The following is a 17,012-nucleotide window of genomic DNA, read 5'->3' as shown; positions in this document are numbered from 1 at the left end:
AGGATATATATGAAAACATAGTTTAACTTTTAGTGCCAGGCATGTATGACGAAAAACTGATTCCTCACGGGACTAGGTCGTCGCTAACGCAGATTTATCGCTCAACAAATCATGCCATTTTGGCATAGTTTAAATAAAAAAAAGTCACTTTATTCACTCTCTGCTAAGACGTAAACTATGAGCCATCTCACAGATTCTTGGCTCGCCTTCGATGCAATTGATTAAAAACGCCTTACTTACCTTACTGCAAGTCTTTGTCTTAGCAGGCATTTGGTTTTTGTCTGATTGGTTGGTCACAACCTTTGCTATTCCACTACCGGCTAACCTCACCGGTATGTTGCTGTTGTTAGGTGCATTAATGTTGAAAATTGTCCGTGCCGATTGGTTACGTCGCGGGGCAGCGTGGCTGTTAGCGGAGATGTTGCTGTTTTTTGTGCCGGCGGTAGTGGCGGTGGTCAACTACCAAGATTTATTGCTGCAAGAAGGCGGTAAGATCATGGTTGTTCTGATTCTAAGTACCGCGATGGTAATTGCATCAACCGCTTGGGTGGTCGATAAAGTGTATCGTTTTGAGGTTAAAATGGCGCGCCGCCGCAGTAACCATCACCACACGCACCACCCTGATTTAAAACCGGAGTGCTAAGCCATGATGTCTGCTTTACCTGCTTGGCTTCACGCCTCGTTATTAAGCGTTACCTGCTTTTTAATGACCCTTGGCTTTTATTACATGAGCAAATGGCTGTATCGCCGTCATCCCTCCATTCTGGTAATGCCATTGTTGCTCGCGCCCTTGCTGATTGTCGCGGTGGTGGTTGGGTTTAATATCCCGTATCAAGACTACATGGCGCAATCGTACTGGCTGCTGTGGCTGCTGGGCCCAGCGACTGTAGCGTTTGCGGTCCCCGTGTATGATAACCGCGCGCTCATCCGCCGCCATTGGTTGTCACTATCGATAGGCGTCACAGTGTCTGTGCTGGTCGCCATTACCAGTACCGTGGTGCTAGCGCGGGTTTTTGAGCTGTCTGAGCTGCTACAACGCAGTTTGGCGATGCGTTCAATCACCACACCGTTTGCTGTAGAAGCCACCAAAGCGATTGGCGGGCAAAGCGATCTCACCGCTCTGTTTGTGGTTCTCACTGGGGTGATTGGCATGGCGATTGGTGAAAGTATTTTGACCGTGATTGCGATTCGCTCGCGCTTAGGTCGCGGCGCAAGTTTKGGGGCGTCGGCACACGGAGCGGGCACCGCTAAAGCCTATCAGATCGGCCATGCCGAAGGGGTGGTGTCGAGTGTGGTGATGATGATTGCCGGCATGGTCACTGTGTTGCTTGCGCCTATATTGGGTCAGCTGCTTTGGTAGGTGATCGCTAAGAGCTTTTCTGCGCTACGTTATCTGTAACAACAGAAAAGTGGGAGAGGATGAAAGTTTCTGCTTAGCGCGCAGGTCTTTATCCTCACCAACCCCAATAACGAGGCGATCATGAAACAGCACAAATCAATGTGGCGAGTTATCGCGTTCACAGCGTTCAGTTTGCTATCGATAGCAAGTTATGCGGCGGTGAAAGACACTGCCACCACGTCGCAAGGCTACCAAAAGGCGACCCTTGCCGGCGGCTGCTTTTGGTGTACGGAAGCTGATCTTGAAAAACTCGACGGCGTGATTGATGTGGTATCTGGCTACTCAGGCGGTGAGCTTGAAAATCCCACCTATAAAGAGGTTTCGTCCGGCACCAGTGGCCACATTGAGGTGATTGATGTCACCTATGATCCAAAAGTCGTGGATTACGAACAGGTGCTCGATCAGTTTTTCCGTCATATCGACCCCACCGATGACCAAGGCTCGTTCGTTGACCGTGGCCCGCAATATCGTCCCGCGATCTTTTATCGCTCTGAAACACAAAAACAAATTGCCGCGGATTTTATGGCGGAAATTGAAGCGTTAGGCGTGTTCAAAAAGCCGCTGAAAACCGAATTGATCCCGTTCGAGAAATTCTGGCCAGCAGAAAGCTATCATCAGGATTACTACAAAAACCACAGCATTCGCTATAGCTACTACCGCTATGCCTCAGGGCGTGACCAGTATCTGGACGAGATTTTTGGTGACGATCGCAAAGACAATCCGGTCACCTTGCGAGAAATGATTGATGCGCAAAAAGCGGAAGAGATGACAGCAACGAACACCCGCTACTCGCGCCCCTCGGATGAAAAAATTCGCGCGATGTTGTCAGACATTGAGTACGAAGTCACGCAAGAAGACGGTACCGAACCCGCGTTCCGCAACCCGTATTGGGACAACAAGCAAGCTGGGATTTATGTAGATATTGTTTCGGGTGAGCCGCTGTTTTCCTCCACCCATAAATACAAATCCGGTACCGGCTGGCCGAGCTTCACACAGCCCATCAATGAGCAGTATGTGGTTACCAAGCCGGATAACTCCCTGTTCTACACGCGCACCGAGGTCCGTAGCAAGGTTGCCGATTCGCACCTTGGCCATGTGTTTGAAGATGGCCCCGCACCCACCGGCTTGCGCTATTGCATGAACTCAGCCGCGATGCGCTTTGTGCCGGTCGATAAAATGGCCGAGGCGGGTTATGAGGATTATCTTTATCTGTTTGAATAACGCTACCAGTGCGTGATTGGCTTGTAAACCTGCGGTAGAGTAAAGCTATACCGCTTTTTTACGCGAGGCATTGGATGCACACGATATTGATCACTGGATTTGAACCCTTCGGCGGCGAGAGTGACAATCCGTCTTGGCAAGTGTCAAAAGCATTAGAAGGCTGGCAGCCTAATGAGGAGTGCATCGTTAAAGCCGTGCGGCTGCCCTGCACTTTTGAAGACAGCTTATCGACGTTACACAGCGCGTTGGAATCGCTCAGTCCGGTGATGGTGATCGCTCTTGGCCAAGCCGGTGGTCGCGCTGAGATAAGCTTGGAGAAAGTAGCGATCAATTATCAAGATGCGCCTATTCCCGACAACGCCGGTAAGCAGCCACATGGCACGCCGGTGGTGTCATCTGGGCCCAATGCCTATTTTTCTACCTTGCCGCTCAACCGTTTAGTGAACGCGTTAAACGAAGCCCATCACCCTGCCAGTATTTCTTACACCGCGGGCACCTTTGTGTGTAATCACGTGTTTTATGGCTTGATGCATGCGCTGGCTCATCATACTGAGGTACGCGCCGGCTTTATCCATATTCCCTACAGCCCAGCACAAGCGTGTAAGCACCGCGCCCCGAGCATGCCAGTGGGTGATGTGGTGGCGGCGATCAAGATAGCCATTGAGTTGAGTTTATTGGATGACGATGTCACCACCGTGTGTGAAGGCATGTTGCACTAACGCAAGATAGATGGCGCTCGGACGATAGCGCCTCGAAGACGGAGCACAGTTGCGATTACCGTGCTCCTAACCCAGTCGCTTAAAACAGCCATTCAGTGACGAGATCGTTGTCGGTTAGCACGCTATCGAGAAAGGCAAACAAGTGCGCATTCATCGGTGCCGTATCAAAGGCGCGAATGGAGGCAGGGTCTTGAATAAAGCGTTTGTTAGCGGCCTCGCCCTCTGGATAGGCGGCGTGCAGTAAGCCTTCAACCGCCAGCGGCGTCAATTCAAGATGGCATTGAAAACCATACACCCTTGGTCCGTACTTCACGATCTGTCGCGGACAGCCTTCGCTGCTGGCTAGTACACGACTGTTTGGTGTCAGCCCCGGCATATCATTGTGCCAATGGCCCACAATTTCTTGCGGCGCAAAGTGCGGGATATGCTCGTCGATATGGCCATCTTCGCTTAACTGGATGGGGAAGTAGCCAATCTCGGGCTCAGGACTTTTCTGATACGGTGCGCCCAAGGCTTCACCAATCAGTTGCGCGCCGAGGCAAATCCCTAATACCGCACTGCCTTGCTCGATACACTGCTTAATCAGCGCTTGCTCGCGCTGACTATCAAAATGCGGACACTCAGACTGTGGCGTATCTGGACTTTGCGGCCCGCCGAGGACCACCAGTAGATCAATGCCTTCACCGCTTTCCGGCAATGGCTCGCCCCGATACAAATGACTGGTGGTCACATGATAGGCACGCTCGTCACACCAATCTAATATGGCACCTGGGCCTTCAAACGCCTCGTGAATAACAAGATGGACGCGCATTCCTCACTCCTTGGGATTTGTTTTACGCACGATTGCGGCTAAGCATACTATATTGAGCGTCGGCCTCAAGCCTTGCCCACCACGAGTGGCGGGCGCGCCACAAACGCTTGCGTCAGCAACTGAAACAGCTGCTCGGTTGCCGGCAGTTCATCTAGGTGCGCGGCTAATGGAGTATGCACCTTGGCCTCAATGCGATCGGCGTAACCACAAAGCTGATTACACAGCGACACGGGGGCAACAATATGTTGGCAATCCGCATCAATCAGCAAACACGCTTGCGCCAGCATCACCGTTTGTTTGGCATCGCCCGCGCCTAAACGCAGGATACGCTGGGCAGTTCCCACCACTTTTTTGCCGGCAATATTGAGGTTGTAGTCACCATCACAATACGAACCGGGCGTGTCGCCCACCGTCGTTGCAATGCCTAACTGATGGAAAAAAGACTGTAAAATGGTGCAAAAATACTGGTAAGCCGTCTGGATATGATAAGGCGTGTTAGCCGGCCACACCGTCAGATAAGACACGTTAATCCCCCCTGGCAGTTGCGGCACCGGCGCCCCGCCTGTTTGGCGGTTATGCACTTGCCAACCTAACGCTGATAACGCGCGGCGCAACTCAGGGGTTTGTGGCCATTTTTGACCCGCCGGCAGTACCAAGGTTTGCGCATCTGGCTGCCAAAGCAGTAATGCCTCGTTGAGTTCGCCCTGCTCTATCCGGCGGATCAGCGCCTGCTCTTTCTCAAATGCAGACGCCACCGACAGCGAGGGATAACGCAAAATCGTTTTTTGAGTCGCCATCGTGCACTCGCTATCGTTATATTCCTATTATTCGGCTATTAACCGAACAAACGCTGCCAAATGCTTGGGTTGCGTTTGTCGTGGTACTCTTCACGCAAGGCATCGATTTGGCGCATCCCTTGTTTTGCTTGGTCGAGATCGCCTTCGCTCAGTGCCGTATCAATCTTATCCAAGGTCACCGCCAATTTATCGAACCCTTCCATAAAGATATCCGCTTTTTCCGGTGGGTAGCTACCTGCTTTGGCTTTCGCGACCAGGATTTCTAGTTTCGCAACCGGCGCTTGCATGGCTTCGATACTTTGTGCACTCGCCGCCTCTTTAAAGGTCATTTTCATTTCTTTCATGATCGGCTTGAGCTCAGAGGCCGAGACGTTCAACGACAGCAGCACCGCCACCGCACCCGTGAGTATGACTTTCTTCATTTTTGCTCCATCTGATTGTTTTTTAGTAATAATATTGTGCCGCCATCTTACCCATTTCTCACGGTCTTGCCCAGCGAAGAAGCGTAAACCAATGTAAAGCACTTACACATTCCATATCCTGATGGTATGATAGTTGTAAATGATAATGATTTTAAGTTAGATAATATGAAACAGCCAAACTATCACCTCACTCACGTTATCGATACCCAAACCGTCACACCTAATATGCAACGCTTGACCTTACAAAGCGACGCCTTCGCGGGCTTCCCAGCGGAGTGTGAAGGCGGCTATATCAAGCTGCTGTTTGATAAAGCGGGAAGCACAGATCTGAGCGGATTAGCAGAAGGCGAGCGCCCTGTGATGCGCACTTATACCATTCGCCGCTTTATGCCTAGCCAGCAGCAAATTGAAGTAGATATGGTTCGCCATCAAATCGAGCAAGCCGACTGTGGCTTTGCCGCGCGCTGGGCACTGAATGCCCAAGTGGGTGATACCATTAACATTGCCGGCCCTGGGACGATTGCGCCGATTAATCAAGATGCGGATTGGTTCTTTATGGTTGCCGATATGACCGCGTTGCCCGCGCTATCAGCCAAGATCAAAACCTTGCCTCGCGATGCCAAAGGCTATGCGGTGGTTCAGCTCGATGCCGAGGAGGATGCCCAACCACTCGACGCTCCCGCTGGCATGGAGATTATTTGGCTAACCACACCGACATTGGCCGAAACGGTAAAAGCACAGCCTTGGTTAGCGGGGCAAGTGTCCGTGTGGTGTGCCTGTGAATTTGAAAGTATGCGCGCACTGCGCCAATATTTCCGCAATGACCATGACGTCGAGCGTGAGTTTATCTACATCAGCAGCTATTGGAAAAATGGCGTGACCGAAGAAGGCCACAAAGTGATCAAGCGCGAAGATGCGGAGAACAATCAGTAAACCTGACCACTTTTTACCTGCAGTGAGCGTGCTTATCGCGTCTTATCCCGCATAAAAAAAGCGCCGATAGCGGCGCTTTTTTCGATCTTCAACGTTTAGTCGTCAACTTAGTTACCCTGCTTGTCGAGCAAGTCGAAGAAGAAGGCATACTCTAATGCATCTTCTTTAATCCGCTTAAAGCGCCCCGACGCGCCGCCGTGGCCGGCTTCCATGTCGGTTTTAAACACCAGCGTATGGTTGTCGGTTTTGAACTCACGTAGTTTCGCGACCCACTTCATTGGCTCAAAGTACTGCACTTGTGAGTCATGCAGGCCTGTGGTGACCAACAAGTTGGGGTAATCTTGCGCGGTGACGTTGTCGTATGGTGAATAGCTGAGCATGTATTCATAGTAGGTTTTGTCATTCGGATTGCCCCACTCGTCATACTCGTTGGTGGTCAATGGAATCGACTCATCCAACATGGTGGTGACGATATCCACGAACGGCACATGCGCGGCCACCCCTAAATAAAGCTCTGGCGCTTGGTTGATGATCGCCCCCATTAACAAGCCACCTGCTGAGCCGCCGACGGCAAACACCTTGTCTTTATCGCCATAGCCTTGCGCAGTCAGCGCTTTGGTCACATCAATAAAGTCGTTAAAGGTATTCTTTTTGGTAAGCTTTTTACCATCGTCATACCAAGGGCGACCTAGCATTTCAGAGCCACGGATATGGGCAATAGCAAAGACAAAACCGCGATCTAGCAGGCTTAAACGCGTGGTGGAGAACATGGGCTCCATGGTCGCGCCGTAGGAGCCATAGCCGTATTGATAGAGCGGATTAGTGCCGTCTTTTTTGAAGCGATCTTTACGGTACACCAAAGACACAGGCACTTGCGCGCCATCGCGTGCGGTGATCATCACCCGCTCGGATTGGTAGTTGTCTGGGTTGAAATCGCCCAGCACTTGGTTTTGTTTGAGCATTTCACGCTCGCCCGACGCCAAGTCAAACTCGTAATACGTGCCCGGTGTGGTTAAGCTGGTGTAATACACACGCACCGCAGAATTGTCCATTTCTGCATTGCCGGTCAGGTAAGACGCATAGGCCGAGTCGTTAAACGTAAGCTGATATTCCTCCCCAGTGGTGAGGTTACGCACCGTAGTGCGCGGCAAGCCATTTTCACGCTGCTCGTAGACCAAGTGGTTATCAAATAGCGTAAAATCAACCAACTGCACCTTATCGTTTGGCGCGATCACATCTTGCCATTGGCTACGATCGTCACGCTCGCTTTGGTGTACCTTCATCAAGCGAAAGTTCACCGCTTGATAGTTGGTATAGATGTAATACCACTCACCACGCTTTGCCACTTCATATTCGATGCCAGTTTCTCGCGGATAAAATGCTTCGGCGGTGGCATTTGGATCATTGGCATCCACGAGCGATACGCCGCTGGTTTCAGTGCTAGCGTGCCAAATAAAGATTTGCTCACCGTCTTTGCTTTTGCTCAATCCGGTGTAGTAGCTGGTATCCGTTTCTTCGTAAATTAACGCATCAGCGGATTGCGGGGTGCCCAAACGGTGGCGATACACCTGATACCCCAGCAAGGTTTGCGGGTCTTTTTTGATATAGTAGAAGGCTTGGTTATCGTTCTGCCACACAATACTGCTCGAGGCGCCTTCAATCTTATCATCGAGGTACTCACCGGTGGTGAGGTCTTTTACTTGAATGGTATAAACGCGGCGGCTGAGGGTATCTTCCCCATAGGCCAATAGGTTTTCGTTTGGACTAACGCTCAGTTGGCCAATGCTGTAAAACTCATGCCCTTTCGCGAGCGCATTGACATCCAAAATTACCGTTTTGTCGGTGCCGGCAAAGTCTTTCGCACGCACGTAAGTGCGGTATTCATTATCGCCTTCCACTTCGCTGGAGTAGAAATAACTGCCTTTTTTGACCGGGACCGAGGCATCGTCTTTGACGATACGCCCCTTGATTTCATCGAATAGTTTGGCCTGCATTGGCTCAGTGTGCGCGAGCACCTGATCGGCATAGGCGTTTTCTTGATTAAGATGGGCGATCACGTCAGGATCTTGGCGTGCATCATCACGCATCCAATAGTAGTTATCCACGCGCGTGTCGCCGTGAATGGTCATTTCATGAGGGATTTTTTTCGCGACAGGCGCACTCAGTTCGCCTGGGCTGGAAGCTTTCACGTGTGACTCTCCTTGAAAACTGCACCCTGAGAGCAAAGACACCGCCAGTGCTCCGGTGAGTAAAATGTATCGGGACATACTTTTCCTTCAGGTTTATTTAGCCATAACAGTAATTTAACAAACAAGCATCTCTTTACTGACCTGAGGGTATTAAGCAAGTTCCAATAAACAATATTCTTTTTATCGTTCGCCAAACAATTGGCTGACGCATCGTTTCTTAATACCAGTCCGTATTATAAGCCTAAAACAGCTAATTCTTATCTTTTAGCCATAAAAGGCTAATTATAACAAAGTGAGGCTTTGTGTGATCACAACGCCCACTAATGTCGTGATCACTACCGACAATAACGAACCAATTAAAACGTATTCAGTTAGGCTGCGATCGGCAGAACGCGTCAGCTCACCAAAGCGGAAAATCGACTTGGCTGCCAGCACAAAACCGACAGCGGTATAGCTGCCAAGCAAGGTAAAGGTCAGGATCAGAATACGCTCTAAATAGCCAATCAACGCCCCCGCAGCCACGAGGCCATGATAATTGTGTTGATGATCAGAGGGTGAGTCCAACGTGACCGTAAAGCGCTGTAACACGTGACCAATCAATACTGATGTCGGCTTTAAGATCAATAAATAGCCTGTGCCAATTACGACGAGCTCGCTAAACAGAGGCATCTCGGTCAGTCCAACCCAAGGTGGCTGCGCCACAAAACTCAGGGCAATTAGCCCTAGTACCAAAAGGTGTATGCCTTGGCTAACCGTGAAACGGGCCAGTGATGACTGCGCGACGAGTTGGCCATCAAACACTGCCACCACACACTTGGTCACCATGCCAACCAGCAATACACCCAATAGCGGCGAAACGTGCTGGGTCCAAAACACCGCTGGCACCAGTAAACATAAACCGTAGAGGAGCGGTGCAACCGCCCAATCCAGTATTCGTGCGCGTGGTGTCGATTTCGCCCACCAATTCGCAGGCTGTAGATAGAAATCATAAATAAGGTGGGTCAGTAACAAGGGAACCAGCAAAGAAAGGAAGGCCATCATACTTGCGCCTCCACAGCTTGCTGAAACTCGGCCAACAATGCCTCGATAAGCCCCCAGCCCGCCGCTTTAAGGGACTTACTCACGGTTGCATTCGCGACTCCAAGTGCGGCCGCTAACTCACCGTACGCAAGTGATTGATCGCGCTGTAATAAAGGCAACATCATTTCGCATTGACGAGATGTCGCATCGCTGAGTTGCCGGTCAAGATAACGGATCGACAATTCAAATCTGTCTTCAAGATTGGCATTGGCGCAAAAAAAGGCCAGCCGCTGGTTTTTCATTGCTTTTAAGCCGCGACCAGATAGTACAAACGCTTGTCCCATTGACTCTGACACCGCCTCACGCAAATCCGCTTGCTCGGCAATCGCAAAGCTGATGCGACAATCAAACGGTTTTCCCAGTGCTTTGATGGCGACACGATACATCACGACATAGTGAAGCGCGTTCGCTACATCATGGATCACAGATTGAAACTCATCACCGCGTATAATGCTGTGCTGATTGGCGCAATGCGCTTGTGAAATATGAGCTTGTATGGTTTTGATTTGCGCCAGTACTCGCTCATACTCATCTCGATTTAAGGCGGTTGAATCCACCAGATCGCCACTGATCACCGCAATGGGTGCCTTGCTTTCTGTCGCCATCACTTATCCCTGTTAACTAACTCCGGCAAATTTAGCTTTTTTTGGCAAAAAGTACAAATTTACCCAAAAATAGCAAAACGACAAGCGAGACCGCATCGCGCGACCTCGTCGTTACGCCGGCACGAGCATCATCGCCGACTGGGCTGCAACATCAATTCGCTGCCCACTCGAGGCCGTGATACCCGTGAGCATATCGCGCCAATCATTTTCCAGCGTCAATGAGAGTGATTGTGGCTCCAGGGATTTATTTAACACCAATATGCCTGCCTCGCCCCGTTGAATCACCAGCCAATCATCGGTCGCTTCCAAGACACGCATGGGCTCACCATGGGTTAAATTATGAAAGGCAATCATTGTCACCATCTTTGGATCTTTCCACGCATTTTTCCAGCGTGGTTGGCCGTCTCCCCCTTTGATACCACTAGTATCAAGATCGGTATAAATCAGGGGCACGCCACCATCACGCCCCAAGATATACGCGTAAGCCAACCACTCGCTCGCTTCGTCCATCACCAAATCCAAGAAAACATCATTGTTGGGAATGTCATGGGTAATGGCAAAAGTGATTGCACGCCCTTTCGATAAGGCTTGCCCGAAGCAATAAGGGTCAATCAATGATTTAAGGCTGCCCTGGTTGGAAAAAACATGGTAGAGCGTTGAGAAAAGCGGAAAATCGTAAGCGCCCAAACACGTCTGTTGTAAATAGGGAGCAAGAAACAATTCATACTCTGCTTTGCTCGCGCCACCGTCGGTGATGATTTCTCCAAAAATATGCGCATCATGGGTGATGTCATCGGTCCATACGCGCTTGAGGTGCTCTAGTGTCATGTGCTTAGCCGCATCAATCCGAAACCCTTTTACGCCAATGGCTTTTAACGCCTTAAGATAGGCGCGTTGCTGCGCTATCACATGATCACATACACGCAGTGTTGGCAATCCCGGATCGCTCGCCCCGCCGCTAATACGCCCGTTTTGTACTTGCCACCGATCTTTCCAATCTTGTATCCCAAATGCTTCGACGAAGTCATGCTCAGTAAAGAGTGGCTCGGATAAATCACCAAACAAGGTCAGTGTGCGATAGTGGTCTTCGTGCGCGTGATAGGCCGCCCTCACCGCTTGGCTGGGATAATTTAAGTCGCTGCGAACATGCGCTTCATTGGCCATATGATTGAAGACCACATCGACGTAAGTAAGCACACCAACACGGTTTAACGCTTCAACCATTGCTTTAAAGTCCGTGGTGTTACCGAGTGCATTTTCAATCACACGATAGTCTTGAGGTTGATATCTCAGCCACCAGCGTTCGTCTTGCTCACTTTTCATCGGGGGAGATACGAGCACCGAGCCATACCCTAGCGCCCTGATCTCCGCGGCACGTTGGGCAACATCCGCATACTTCCAATCAAAAGCATGTAAGATAACGTTGGCTCCTGATGATTGGGGATCTTGCAAGCCGTTCATGTCTTTCTCCTCATCGCGTTCGCGCATCGAGTGTGTTGCCGTTATGGGGCTTATTCAATAAGTCAAAATTATAAGCGCTATACGCATGCCGCCCTCCTCCTTTGGCCACTTGTATGAGGATGATAAGCAAGGCGTAGTCAGTGTTTCGCGGAGGATTAAGAAACCCTCATTGGCCTGTATAACGGATGCCAAAACAGTGAGGGACGAAATAGGTTTGGCTCTTCAAGCTGGTTCGTAACCAGCTTTGCTCAAGGAATGGCGTGTAGGAGTGTACTCTTTAAATGTGTTTTTCCCTTCATGCTTGGCACAATAAAGGGCATCATCCGCTTGCGCCAACAAGCAATCAATATCGAGCACCTCGGTGGTGGTCGTCACTCCAATGCTGGCAGACAAGCTCATTTCAAGCGTTGAGCCACTGTTCTGAATAGCATTCAGCAACTCTGCAGACAACTGTTGCGCATTAGCACTGTCACAGTAAGGCAGCACGACTGCGAACTCCTCTCCCCCCAAACGTCCAACAACACCTTGGTCATCAATAACTTGTTCGAAAACGCTAGCACAATGTATCAGTACTTTATCGCCAACCGAGTGGCCGAATGAGTCGTTGATGGCTTTAAAATCATCCAAGTCAATCATCAACACACTGATTGGAAAAGCGGCGGTATCAACACGTCGTTTCGCTCTTGCCAAAAAGGCGCGGCGATTAAACAGCCCCGTTAAGCTATCTCGAGTCGCTTCGCGGTGGAGTTTCTCGTGCACGCGCTCCAGCTTATAAAGAAAGATAATCAGGGTATTGATCACGCTATAGGCGATGCCCGACAAAATCAGCCCTGCTTGTAACAGCGAGGTGCCCAGCAGTTGCGTAAATAGATCAGGATAGAGATGTGCAAATGTCGCCCTGCCTACATAGGCAACACTGAATCCACCCATCACCATGATGAGCCAATGCTTTAAACGCTGGCCCCCTGTGTTCGTACTACTCGCGATGGTTTGTGTCATCAGCCCTAACTGCAAACTGACGATCAAACTCGCGTAAACCACACGACTCCCGATGTCATCAAGGTATGACGACATCGATACAACAGACAGAATAACAGGTAGCACCAACAGCCAACGCGGTACGTCGCGCGCAAAAATTTGCCCCAACGCCCAGTGGCTGAACGAAAATGCCACCATCACACAGGCATTGTAAAAAACGATCCCTAAATAAGGGTGAAGGTGAGGACGGGCAAACAAGAATAGGTTGCTAAAGCCATGAATAAAAAGCGAGAGTGCCCATCCGTTAATCCCTGGTTCTTTGCGGTTTTGTACTAATAGAAAACCCGCTAGCAGCCATTGGATTGCAGTCAGAGTAATGAGCAGTGTCGGTGCATCGAGTTTAAACATCAGAGATACGTTAATTAGGGCGTGCTTTAACTTTACCACTTAATCCGTGGCCGTTTACCGCCAATCAATGTGCGCGGCTTCAATTTCTGGCGGTTAATCTTTATGACAGTTTCAGCGTCCTCGCGCCGATGCTATCCATAGATCGTGAGCGATAGGATTAGTTGCGATACAAGACCTTGATAATGTGCCAGCCGAATTTGGTTTTTATCGGCCCAAGCGGGCGCAATAACTCACCACTGAATACGGCTTTATCGAAAGGGGGTGCCATGTCACCGCGACGAAATTCGCCTAAATCCCCGCCTCGCTTACCCGAGGGGCATTGCGAGTACTTCTTCGCGAGCGTTTGGAAGTTTGCACCTTTTTTAAGCTGATCAAGCAAAGAGGTTGCTTGCGACTTATCGTTCACCAGTATGTGAAGGGCTGCTGCTTTCTTGGCCATCGGGATGCCTCATGAAATTAAAGCCGCTCAGTATACCGGATTTCTTCAACTGACTAACAAGAATTGTGCGTCGACCAGCGCCGAAGCGCGCGAAGGGAGTCTAAGCAATGATGTCGGCGAGTATGACGGTTAGCGCGAAAAACAAGCACAGATTACTTAGAGGTGGAAGCATAAACTAGAAAAAAGCGGCTTCCCCCAGCCTTTTTAATGCCAGCTCTATTGAGTTTACTCATGCTCAATCACGTTTGATTTCTATCCGTCGCTATTGCAATAGCTCCCTTAAAACGCTGATTTGATCGCATTTTAATGCAAAAGAACACGTTATGGAGTACCGCGTTTATCGTCATAAAAAGTATCAAAAAGAGATCTAAATCACACTGCTGGCACGTTGATATTCATCTGACTTTAATATTTACACCTCTGATGGTTAAGCTGTCTGTATTATCTGCTATTTGTTTAGAAACATCGGCAGATGCTTTTACGGGTATAGGAGAGACAGGCACTTGCTGCCACCTCACTCGATGAGAAACCGATCTCAATCACACTCTCGTTAACCACGAGTGAAAGCTAATCCACATATCGGAGGGACATGATGTCCATTTACAGCCACCTTAAGCAATTGACTGCAATTTCATGCGTTGCCGCCGCGTTAGGCTTCTCAGCCATGGCCAATGCCGACACTTGGCGTTATGCCCACGAGGAGTACGAAGGTGACGTGCAAGACGTCTATGCACATAAGTTCAAAGAATATATTGAGGAGAACTCTGAGCATACACTGCAAATTTATCGTTTCGGTGAACTCGGTGAATCCGACGACATCATGGAACAAACGCAGGCAGGTATCCTTCAGTTTGTAAACCAATCACCTGGCTTTACCGGTTCGTTGATCCCAGAAGCACAAATCTTTTTTATCCCTTACCTGATGCCGACGGATATGGAAACCGTGATTGAGTTCTTCCGTCAGAGTAAAGCGGTGAATGAAGACTTCCCCGAGCTGTATGAAGAGCAAGGTCTTGAGCTGCTCAAAATGTATCCTGAAGGCGAAATGGTGATGACGGCGGACGAGCCTGTGACTGAGCCTGCCGATCTTCAAGGTAAGAAAATTCGCGTCATGACTAACCCACTGCTTTCATCAACGTATGAAGCCTTTGGTGCGACGCCAACGCCATTGCCATGGGGTGAAGTATACGGCGCACTTCAAACCAATATGATTCAAGGTCAAGAAAACCCGATTTTCTGGATTGAGTCAGGCGGTTTGTACGAAGTGTCACCTAACCTGATCTTTACGCACCACGGCTGGTTTACCACCGCCTCAATGGCAAATAAAGACTTCTTTGACGGCTTGTCATCCGACGAGCAAGCGATGATCCGCGATGCCGCTGACTATGCGTTTAACGAAACGGTTGAACACATTCGCGGCTTGGCTGAAAAATCGCTCGAGAAAATCAAATCATCGAGTGATGAAGTCACTGTGACACGCTTGACTGATGAGCAAATTGAGAAGTTTAAAGCACGTGCGCCACAGGTAGAGGAAACCTTCTACGAAATGACCGGTGAAAGCGGTAAAGCACTTCTTAACCAGTTTAAGAAAGACTTGGACGCTGTTACTAACTAGTCGCTAATCACTCAGGCACCGTGTCATGCGGTGCCTGTTTACTCGAGGAATACGTAATGACCGATTCCGACTCTCTCACGTACCACTCCGAGCTTCCCGGCCTCCTTGGCAAACTGGATACCCTGATTTGTAAAATCGAGTCCTTTATGTTGGCCGCAGGTGTGCTCCTAATGGCCCTTAATACCTGTGTCAATGTCATTGCTCGCTTTGGCTTTGGGCAGGGCTTGTTTTTTTCTGGCGAAATCAATCGCATTTTAATTGTTTTAATCACCTTTGCAGGGATTGGCTACGCGGCGCGTCATGGTCGCCACATCCGTATGTCTGCCCTGTATGACACCCTGCCTTTCAAAGGTAGAAAAATTTTAATGACAAGCATTGCGCTGATCACAGGCCTTATCATGCTGGTGTTGGCGTATTTTTCTTATCAATATATTGTCTCCGTTTATGACCGCGGTCGTATCTTGCCAGCACTTGGCTTCGAGATTTGGTGGATTTATATCTGGGTACCACTCGGCTTTATCGTCACCGGCATTCAGTACTGGTTGACTGTCTATAAAAATCTCACCTCGCCCGATGTTTACCTCTCCGCTGGCGTCCTCGATGGTTACGCTGAGACAGAAAGTGAAGTTTAAATAGGCACCTACCACTATGGCCATGACGTTAATGCTCATCATGATTGTCTTGCTCGTGCTTGGCTTTCCAATGATGGTCCCTTTGATTGCTGCCGCGCTAACCGGTTTTTACATGATGTTTGGCGGCGTTGGTCAAATGGATACTTTTATTCAGCAAGTGCTGGGAGGGATCCGTCCTGCCTCACTGATTGCTGTTCCTATGTTTATTCTCGCCGCCGATATTATGACGCGGGGACAATCTGCTAACCGCTTGATTGATATGGTCATGACCTTTATTGGTCATATCCGCGGCGGGTTGGCGATCAGTACCGCCACCTCGTGTACCCTGTTTGGTGCCGTGTCTGGCTCAACGCAGGCAACCGTCGTTGCGGTTGGCTCGGCATTGCGTCCAAAGCTGCTTCGCGCAGGCTACAGCGACTCTTTTTCGCTCGCGTTGATCATCAACTCCAGTGATATCGCCTTTTTGATCCCACCCAGCATCGGGATGATCATTTACGGGGTGATCTCAGAAACCTCCATTGCCGAGCTATTTATTGCCGGGATTGGTCCTGGGTTAATGATTCTGACCTTTTTCTCGCTCTACTGCTTGTATTACGCCACTGTCCACAAAGTGCCGACAGAGCCTAAAGCGAGCTGGAGTGAACGGATTACCGCTACACGAAAAGCGTTATGGCCACTGATGTTCCCACTGATTATCGTGGGCGGGATTTATGGCGGTGTCTTTAGTCCCACAGAAGCGGCCGCGGTGTGTGTGCTTTATGCGATGATCTTGGAATTTGGTGTCTTTCGTTCACTAAACAGCAAAGATGTGTTCACGATCGCGCGTTCAACTGGCTTAATTACCGCTGTGGTCTTTATTCTGGTCGGTGTCGGGAATGGCTTCTCTTGGATCATTTCTTTCGCGCAAATTCCGCAAACCATTCTCGAGGCAGTGGGGATAAGTGAAATGGGCCCGATGGGCGTATTGGCCTCCATTTCAATTGCCTTTTTTGTCGCCTGTATGTTCGTTGACCCGATTGTGGTTATCTTGGTGCTCACGCCTATATTTGCACCTGCGATAGAAGCCACTAGTCTTGATCCTGTACACGTCGGGATTGTGATCACCTTGCAAGTGGCGATCGGCTCAGCAACGCCTCCGTTTGGCTGTGATATTTTCACCGCTATTGCGATTTTCAAAAAACCCTATTGGGAAGTTATCCGTGGAACGGGGCCATTTATTGCAATGCTGCTTCTGTCAGCGGCGTTACTGGTGATGTTCCCTCAGATTGCGTTATTCCTGCGTGATATTGCGTTTGGGTAACTA

Annotated in this window: 17 protein-coding genes; 8 read left to right on the top strand and 9 right to left on the bottom strand. The window is 49.7% G+C overall.

All coding sequences use genetic code 11. The annotated features are described in order from the left end of the window. Positions 1–211 precede the first annotated feature (211 nt). The 4 genes from BZG23_RS11915 (at position 212) to pcp (ending at position 3,339) form a co-directional block, all read left to right on the top strand. Positions 212–643: a CidA/LrgA family protein gene (locus BZG23_RS11915; RefSeq protein ID WP_046075946.1), complete on the top strand. Its 432-nt coding sequence runs from the start codon at positions 212–214 to the stop codon at positions 641–643. A 6-nt stretch (positions 644–649) separates the two neighbouring features. Continuing rightward, positions 650–1,360 (top strand): LrgB family protein, encoded by a 711-nt coding sequence (locus BZG23_RS11910; protein ID WP_077607067.1) that lies wholly within the window; start codon positions 650–652, stop codon positions 1,358–1,360. Between the two features lie 120 nt (positions 1,361–1,480). Continuing rightward, entirely contained in the window at positions 1,481–2,620 is a 1,140-nt protein-coding gene (gene msrB, locus BZG23_RS11905) for a peptide-methionine (R)-S-oxide reductase MsrB (RefSeq protein WP_077579294.1), read from the top strand. 74 nt (positions 2,621–2,694) lie between these two features. Beyond that, positions 2,695–3,339, top strand: a complete 645-nt coding sequence (gene pcp / locus BZG23_RS11900) for a pyroglutamyl-peptidase I (protein ID WP_077607056.1) — start codon at positions 2,695–2,697, stop codon at positions 3,337–3,339. Positions 3,340–3,418: 79 nt separating this feature from the next. Here the strand turns inward: pcp and BZG23_RS11895 are convergent, their stop codons facing one another. From BZG23_RS11895 to BZG23_RS11885, 3 genes are all read right to left on the bottom strand, one after another. Further along, positions 3,419–4,150, bottom strand: a complete 732-nt coding sequence (locus tag BZG23_RS11895; RefSeq protein ID WP_046075948.1) for a glutamine amidotransferase-related protein — start codon at positions 4,148–4,150, stop codon at positions 3,419–3,421. A gap of 65 nt (positions 4,151–4,215) precedes the next feature. Further along, entirely contained in the window at positions 4,216–4,947 is a 732-nt protein-coding gene (locus BZG23_RS11890; protein ID WP_077607055.1) for a lipoate--protein ligase family protein, read from the bottom strand. 38 nt (positions 4,948–4,985) lie between these two features. Continuing rightward, entirely contained in the window at positions 4,986–5,369 is a 384-nt protein-coding gene (locus BZG23_RS11885) for a cytochrome b562 (RefSeq protein WP_046075950.1), read from the bottom strand. Between the two features lie 165 nt (positions 5,370–5,534). On the opposite strand from BZG23_RS11885, the gene BZG23_RS11880 reads away from it, so the two are divergent. Then, a complete protein-coding gene (locus tag BZG23_RS11880) occupies positions 5,535–6,302 on the top strand; it encodes a siderophore-interacting protein (protein ID WP_077579364.1) in 768 nt (255 codons plus the stop codon). Positions 6,303–6,409: 107 nt separating this feature from the next. Here BZG23_RS11880 and BZG23_RS11875 read toward each other — a convergent pair whose 3' ends face one another. The 6 genes from BZG23_RS11875 to ppiC all read right to left on the bottom strand — a co-directional run bounded on the left by BZG23_RS11875 (position 6,410) and on the right by ppiC (position 13,462). Next, the gene (locus BZG23_RS11875; protein WP_077607054.1) at positions 6,410–8,569 is read right to left on the bottom strand and encodes a S9 family peptidase; all 2,160 of its coding nucleotides are present in this window, start codon (positions 8,567–8,569) and stop codon (positions 6,410–6,412) included. Positions 8,570–8,773: 204 nt separating this feature from the next. Then, the gene (locus BZG23_RS11870) at positions 8,774–9,532 is read right to left on the bottom strand and encodes a DUF3307 domain-containing protein (protein WP_046075955.1); all 759 of its coding nucleotides are present in this window, start codon (positions 9,530–9,532) and stop codon (positions 8,774–8,776) included. Beyond that, the gene (locus BZG23_RS11865; protein WP_077607053.1) at positions 9,529–10,176 is read right to left on the bottom strand and encodes a hypothetical protein; all 648 of its coding nucleotides are present in this window, start codon (positions 10,174–10,176) and stop codon (positions 9,529–9,531) included. The genes BZG23_RS11870 and BZG23_RS11865 overlap by 4 nt, the downstream gene beginning before the upstream one ends. 111 nt (positions 10,177–10,287) lie before the next feature. Beyond that, on the bottom strand, positions 10,288–11,637 hold the full coding sequence (locus BZG23_RS11860; RefSeq protein WP_077607052.1) for an alpha-amylase family protein: 1,350 nt from the start codon (positions 11,635–11,637) through the stop codon (positions 10,288–10,290). 222 nt (positions 11,638–11,859) lie between these two features. After that, the gene (locus tag BZG23_RS11855) at positions 11,860–13,023 is read right to left on the bottom strand and encodes a GGDEF domain-containing protein (RefSeq protein ID WP_077607051.1); all 1,164 of its coding nucleotides are present in this window, start codon (positions 13,021–13,023) and stop codon (positions 11,860–11,862) included. 157 nt (positions 13,024–13,180) lie between these two features. Next, complete coding sequence (gene ppiC / locus BZG23_RS11850; RefSeq protein ID WP_046075958.1) at positions 13,181–13,462, bottom strand: peptidylprolyl isomerase PpiC; 282 nt, start codon at positions 13,460–13,462, stop codon at positions 13,181–13,183. Positions 13,463–14,051: 589 nt separating this feature from the next. Between ppiC and BZG23_RS11845 the strand changes: the two genes are divergently transcribed. From BZG23_RS11845 to BZG23_RS11835, 3 genes are read left to right on the top strand one after another with little or no spacing between them, the layout of a single operon-like run. Continuing rightward, positions 14,052–15,077 carry a TRAP transporter substrate-binding protein gene (locus tag BZG23_RS11845; protein ID WP_197075773.1) on the top strand — a complete coding sequence of 342 codons (1,026 nt, stop codon included), beginning with the start codon at positions 14,052–14,054 and terminating at the stop codon, positions 15,075–15,077. Positions 15,078–15,133: 56 nt separating this feature from the next. Continuing rightward, positions 15,134–15,709, top strand: coding sequence for a TRAP transporter small permease (locus BZG23_RS11840; RefSeq protein ID WP_046075960.1), 576 nt, complete (start codon positions 15,134–15,136; stop codon positions 15,707–15,709). Between the two features lie 16 nt (positions 15,710–15,725). Then, a complete protein-coding gene (locus BZG23_RS11835) occupies positions 15,726–17,009 on the top strand; it encodes a TRAP transporter large permease (protein ID WP_077579285.1) in 1,284 nt (427 codons plus the stop codon). Positions 17,010–17,012 lie beyond the last annotated feature (3 nt).

Origin of the sequence: Salinivibrio sp. ML290 (genome assembly GCF_001995695.1) — a bacterium.
GTDB classification, from domain to species: Bacteria; Pseudomonadota; Gammaproteobacteria; order Enterobacterales; family Vibrionaceae; genus Salinivibrio; species Salinivibrio siamensis.
The sequence above is the reverse complement of the archived record's forward strand: the minus strand, read 5'-3'. Positions and strand labels throughout refer to the sequence as shown.